Raw genomic sequence first — 6,141 nt, forward strand, 5'->3', positions numbered from 1 at the left:
GGCATGTCTACGTTAAATTTTTCAGCCAGTTCATAAGTACCCGCTGTGGTAACAACACCTTCTACAACCATTCCAATCGAATCCATTGCATCCTCTAATTTTTTTCCCTCACCAATCTGAATCCCGCATCTTCTATTCCTACTATGCATACTGGTACATGTTACAATCAAATCTCCAATACCCGAAAGTCCTGCAAAAGTATTGACATCTGCTCCCATCGCTTGACCTAGTCTTGAAATTTCTGTTATTCCTCTAGCCATAAGCGCTGCCTTTGCATTGTCTCCGAAGCCTAAGCCATCCGATATTCCTGCTCCTAGGGCAATAACATTTTTCAAAGCACCACCTAGTTCAACACCGATCACATCAGGATTTGTATAAACTCTTAGTTTAGGTGAAATAAATACATCTTGTATGTACTCTGCTACAGATTTTGAATGGGATGCCACAACTAATGTAGTCGGCATATCTCTACATACTTCCTCTGCATGAGAGGGTCCTGATAAAACTGCAAAAGCATTCCTAGGAAGCTCTTCTTTCACTACTTCTGATATTCTAAGTAATGTAGTATTTTCAATCCCCTTTGCCGCATTTACAATAATCTGTTTTTCACAAACTACTTCTTTAAAGCTTTGAATTACTTGCCGCACAGATTGCGAAGATACTGTCAAAAGAATAACATCTGTATTCATTACTCCATCTTGAATATTAGAAAATAGTTTAATATTATCAGGCAAAATTACCCCTGGTAAGTATTTTATATTTTCTCTTGTTTTTTTTATTTGTAAAAATTGTGCTTCATTTCTCATCCACAAATTCACATTATGTCCTTTTTTTGAAAGGGAAATGGCTAAAGCAGTTCCCCAACTTCCAGCCCCAATTACGCAAACATTTGATTTCATTGTAAATCCTCCTATTTTAGAATAAGCAAAATATTACCTTATTTTAGGTTTCCTCTCATCAATCAATTTGCACCTAAATAAGTCCAAATAAGAAGCATCTAAAACCTTTATCAAATATTAATTTATCCTATAATCACTTCATTTATCTATATTCTTAAAAAGTTCAGATTATATCTTATCATTTTTTTCTCTATGTATAATACTAATGGGTGTCCCTTCAAAACCAAATGCTTCTCTGATTTTGTTTTCAATGTATCTGCTGTAAGAAAAATGGGTCAACTCTCTATCATTAATAAATATAACAAATTTAGGTGGACGAACAGATGCTTGTGTAACATAGTATATTTTAAGTCTCTTTCCTTTATCTGATGGTGGCTGATTGAGTAATATCGCTTCACTAATCACATCATTTAATCTACCCGTTGGCACTCTCATTGAATGCTGATTTGCGATAAATTTCACTGTTTCAAGAATTTGGTGCACTCTTTGCTTTGTAACTGCTGAAACAAACAAAATTGGTGCATAAGGCATAAAAGACAATTCATTTCTAATATTCTTTGTAAATTGATTCATTGTATTGGTTTCTTTTTCAAGAAGATCCCATTTATTCACAACAATCACGGTAGCTTTTCCCTCTTCATGGGCATATCCTGCAATTTTTTTATCCTGTTCTGTCACACCTTCTGTAGCATCAATCATCAGCATACATACATTTGCACGCTCAATTGCATTTAGAGAACGAACGACACTATATTTTTCAATATTTTCATTTACTCTACTTTTTCGTCTAATTCCAGCCGTATCAATAAAAACATATTCATCCTCACCATGCGTAAATGGTGTATCTATGGCATCTCTAGTAGTTCCTGCAATATCACTTACAATCACTCTTTCTTCGCCTAATAGCGTATTGATAATAGAAGATTTTCCAACATTTGGTTTTCCTATTACAGCTACCTTTATAATATCCTCTTCATAATCTTCTTCTTCATTTTGTGGAAATCTCGCAACAATTTCATCTAACAAATCACCTAATCCTAATGCATTTGTAGAAGATATTGCCACAGGTTCCCCTAATGCTAACTGATAGAAATCATAAAAGGATACGGGTAGATTACTTGTATCTACTTTATTGACTACCAAAAGAACAGGTTTTCCTGCTCGTCTTAGTAAATTCGCAATTTCCTCATCATCAGAAACCAACCCTGCTCTACCATCTACCATAAAAACAATTACATGCGCAGTTTCTATTGCCATTTTCGCTTGATTTCTCATATGCGATAACAAAACATCATCTGATTCAAGTTCTAATCCACCTGTATCTATTAGCGTAAAAGAATGATTTAACCATTCTACATCTGTATAAATCCGATCTCTTGTAACACCCGGTTTATCCTCAACAATCGCGATTCTTTTCCCTGCTAGTTTATTAAAAAATGTAGATTTTCCAACATTAGGTCTTCCTACAATTGCAACAATGGGCTTAGCCATTAAAACACACCTCCACTATTTATCCTAACACATTTTCGACAAAATCTTCTCCATCTATTTTTGTAACGACGACACGCGTATTTAATGATTTTTCTAAATCATCTACACTCAAATCATCTAAGAAAATTTGTTCGTCTGCTTTTAACATACACGATGGGATCATCAGCTGCTCCCCTAAAGGTTTTCCCTTTAATTGCTCAATTAAATCCGTAGCTGTTATTAATCCAGTTACGGTTATTGTTTCACCAAAAAAATTGTTTTTTATTTCAAATACATTTATTTTTAAATCTCTAAACTTTTTCTCTATTTCTTTGCATGATCTGTTCATAAATTTATACGCCGATTTCCCAGTTGCAACACTTACTTCTCTATAAGCTAGATTTTTTTTATTTATCTTTTTTAGATAAGCCATCAATTCATGTTCAAATTTCGTCATGAGTCCTACACCATTTTCGATCTGTGCAAAGCCTTCATAATCTTCATATTTAGGTAATTTTCGATCTGCTAAAACATAAAATTCATCTGATAGATGAACAAAACGTGTATTTAATTTTTGCAAGAATTTGTCTTGCAAATTTTCAACTTGATTTATTACCTCCGTAGCAGATTCCTGATTAAAAATGGTTAAAGGATAAAGTCCCTCTCTAAATTTTGTGATTCCTACTGGTACAATTGCAATACTTTCAACGTTTGGATAAAGTTTCGATAAATCATGAATCGTTTTATCTAAATTCTCTTTGTCATTTACACCTGGACATAAAACAATCTGTCCATTCATTTTTATTCCTGCCTCTGCAAGTCTCTCTAACCTTGCATAAAGATTTTTTGCCCTTTTATTATGTAGCATTTCTATACGAAGGGCTGGGTCTGTTGTATGAATTGAAATATTAATAGGGCTAATTCGATATTTTATAATTTTTTCGATATCTACATCAGTCATATTTGTTAATGTGATAAAATTCCCTTGTAGAAAAGATAGTCTTGAATCATCATCTTTAAAATATAATGTTTTTCTCATATTTGGAGGTAATTGATCTATAAAGCAAAAAATACATTTATTTTGACAACTTTTCGCTTGGTCAATAATCGGGTTTTCAAATTCAATCCCTAAATCTTCATCAAATTCTTTATAAATAGAATACTTTTTTATGCAACCCTCTTTTTTTTCTATTTCTATTTCTAGGTATTCATCTGCTATAATAAACATATATTCAATAACATCTGCTATAGATTGTCCATTTATTTTGAGAAGTTTATCACCCTTCTCTATCCCTAATTTTTGTGCTTTACCTTTTTCATACACCTTTGAAATAATATTTTGTTGGGCTTTTTTTGTCATGATCCACACCTACTTAAAATCTAGTTTTAATATCTGCTTTTAAATTATATCATAAAATTTATTATCCTACACCATGATTTGTAATCATACCATGTTCCTGCATATTCCGTCAAGATGATTAGTGTCTAACAATCACATAAGAACCATTTTCAAGATCATGAACCATCCCCTTTGTTATTTTAGCTACCAAAAGTGATAGTTTCTCCTTTTCATCTTCTGATTTTGCGTAAAATATCGGCACTGTTGTTGTTGAAATCATACTTCTATCAGTTGTAATAATGGCAATGATACTCTCCGTAATTCCAAAATCCATTATAGTTCTCCTTTCAATTGATTATTCTCTTTTGATCCTGCTTTAGATTCTAAAGGTTTTCTTTTGGCTGTTTCAAGCACAGGCGTTCTCTTTACTGCTTCTATAAGCAGCTCTATACTTGGTTCCATTGGTATGATCGCCATCACAATATTTCCGTTATGAGGGTTTCTTCTAGCAATAGGTGTAAAATCTGGTTCATCTACATCTTTTCTAATCCCTAGCTGAATAGATGTATTATGTTGTATCGCTTGTCTTTGTCCAACATTTGCAAGAGTCGCTCTCGCATTCGCATCTCTTGGTATGATTTCAACAGCCAGTCCATTCTCTTCATAAATTTTTCTTGATGCCTTAAGTCCAATATTCATAATAACAACATCATTAACCATAAGTAGTGGCCCATCAAAATGAATATGTCCAGATTTTACTTCTGCTATTTCCATAATCAATTGTCGCCTCAATAATCTTTTTAACAAAAATGCAATACTACCACCCATGAGCACAGCAAAGAATATTTGAAGAATGATGGTGAATTTCATTAATTTTATACTATAAAATGTAATACCCGTTACCAACGAAGTAATGATCACCATATAGTTTCTTGCTTCAAAAGCTTTTGCAATATCTTCAATATAAGCCGTTCCTCTTGGCACTAACTCTGTTGGCTCAATATTATCAAGGCTTTGCCTTTCCATACTCCGTACATCTCGAAATTGTTGTGCTGCTAGCGCTAAAAAAGTTACTGCACTATACTCTTTTTGCACTAAAGCAGGTATCGCTACAGCGCCTAAAGATGCCGCAATTATTCCTAATGTTAAATGTGAAATCAACCCTTGTGGATAACTAGGATATTGTCTTTGATCTATGCGAATCATATAAATTCTTGCTAATAGTCCCATTATTAAAGATATAATGATTTGTACCCCGAATTCATTCATAAACACCCTCCTATTTCTGTATATGCTTCTATTATTATTTGTTATTCTAATGGTTTTATGAAAAAATATTTCTATATCTTAAATTAACAAGCCATTAACAAAACTTTGATAAAACTTTAATTTTGTCATAGTAAAATATATATGTTTAATGCTGCTATATTTTCACAAAATGGAGGCGAATATATTGGACCGTGTAGATGAATTTGAAAATATCCTTGAAAAAAATTATGCAAAAGAACTTAATCCACTTACATTAAGTCAAAAAACAAAAATATAGTAGCTACATTATCCGTCCATAATAAAAATCTTTACTAAAAAAACAGTCAGACAACTGACTGTTTTTTTATATCTATGCAATTTCCTCCATGTCTTTATTGGGTTTATATTGGCTATAATTTATGATTTTTTTATAAACATCTTTCCAACTAAATACTCTTGTTATACCATAAATTAAGGGCTGTCTATTGTATTCACAATCTATTAAAAGCACATGAAAGCCTGCTAATGCTAATTGGATTGCATTTTCATATCGATCTTCAATAAATATATGACAATTCAGTTCCTTTGCCTTTTCTACTTTATAATGACTTCCTAGTAAAAACAATCTCCCATTAGGTAAATCATTGCGCTCAAACCATTTATTTGTTACATCCTGCATACGCGCTTCTCTCGCTGTAACATAATAGATATTATTGTTTTTTTCAATTCTTTCAAGAACATCTCTTGCATCGTTTCGTAGTTTTGCACTTAAATGAATTTCTTCCCCATACTGTTTATAAAAATTTAAGTAATCTTCTCTGCAAATCCCTATAACTTCATGAATATCATATTGTGTAACATGTTTTGGTTCAATATTTGTTTTAAAATAATTATTTGCCTTATCTAGCCAATAATAGGGTTCTGTAAGTGTACCATCAATATCTACACAAATATTTAATCTATTCACTTTAAAACTCCTCTCTTTTATAAAAGTAATTTTTCTTATCCTTATATTGATTTTATAACACCTATTTTAAAAGTATATTAGCTACATATTAATTTTGTGTAAAATAAAAAACCGTTCTAAAAAGTAAAATGTACCCTTTGTCAAGGACAATTTAAAAAAGCCTATGCTACATTAAGAAGATGATTTCTGTATTGAACAGGAGTCATCTTTTTTAGATC

Annotated in this window: 6 protein-coding genes; all 6 read right to left on the reverse strand. The window is 32.0% G+C overall.

Annotation, left to right across the window (positions count from 1 at the left end; genetic code table 11):
- On the reverse strand, positions 1-899 hold an 899-nt coding region (locus EV214_RS18265; RefSeq protein WP_132248411.1), incomplete at its 3' end, for an NAD(P)H-dependent glycerol-3-phosphate dehydrogenase.
- 168 nt (positions 900-1,067) lie between these two features.
- Entirely contained in the window at positions 1,068-2,390 is a 1,323-nt protein-coding gene (gene der / locus EV214_RS18270) for a ribosome biogenesis GTPase Der (RefSeq protein ID WP_132248413.1), read from the reverse strand.
- A gap of 19 nt (positions 2,391-2,409) precedes the next feature.
- Positions 2,410-3,729 (reverse strand): DUF512 domain-containing protein, encoded by a 1,320-nt coding sequence (locus tag EV214_RS18275; RefSeq protein WP_132248415.1) that lies wholly within the window; start codon positions 3,727-3,729, stop codon positions 2,410-2,412.
- A 118-nt stretch (positions 3,730-3,847) separates the two neighbouring features.
- Positions 3,848-4,042, reverse strand: a complete 195-nt coding sequence (locus tag EV214_RS18280) for a capping complex subunit for YIEGIA (RefSeq protein WP_132248417.1) — start codon at positions 4,040-4,042, stop codon at positions 3,848-3,850.
- Complete coding sequence (locus EV214_RS18285) at positions 4,042-4,977, reverse strand: YIEGIA family protein (RefSeq protein ID WP_132248419.1); 936 nt, start codon at positions 4,975-4,977, stop codon at positions 4,042-4,044. The genes EV214_RS18280 and EV214_RS18285 overlap by 1 nt, the downstream gene beginning before the upstream one ends.
- A gap of 349 nt (positions 4,978-5,326) precedes the next feature.
- Complete coding sequence (locus tag EV214_RS18290; RefSeq protein ID WP_132248421.1) at positions 5,327-5,923, reverse strand: 5' nucleotidase, NT5C type; 597 nt, start codon at positions 5,921-5,923, stop codon at positions 5,327-5,329.
- Positions 5,924-6,141 lie beyond the last annotated feature (218 nt).

Source organism: Marinisporobacter balticus (assembly GCF_004345705.1).
In the GTDB taxonomy this organism is placed as follows: Bacteria; Bacillota; Clostridia; order Peptostreptococcales; family Thermotaleaceae; genus Marinisporobacter; species Marinisporobacter balticus.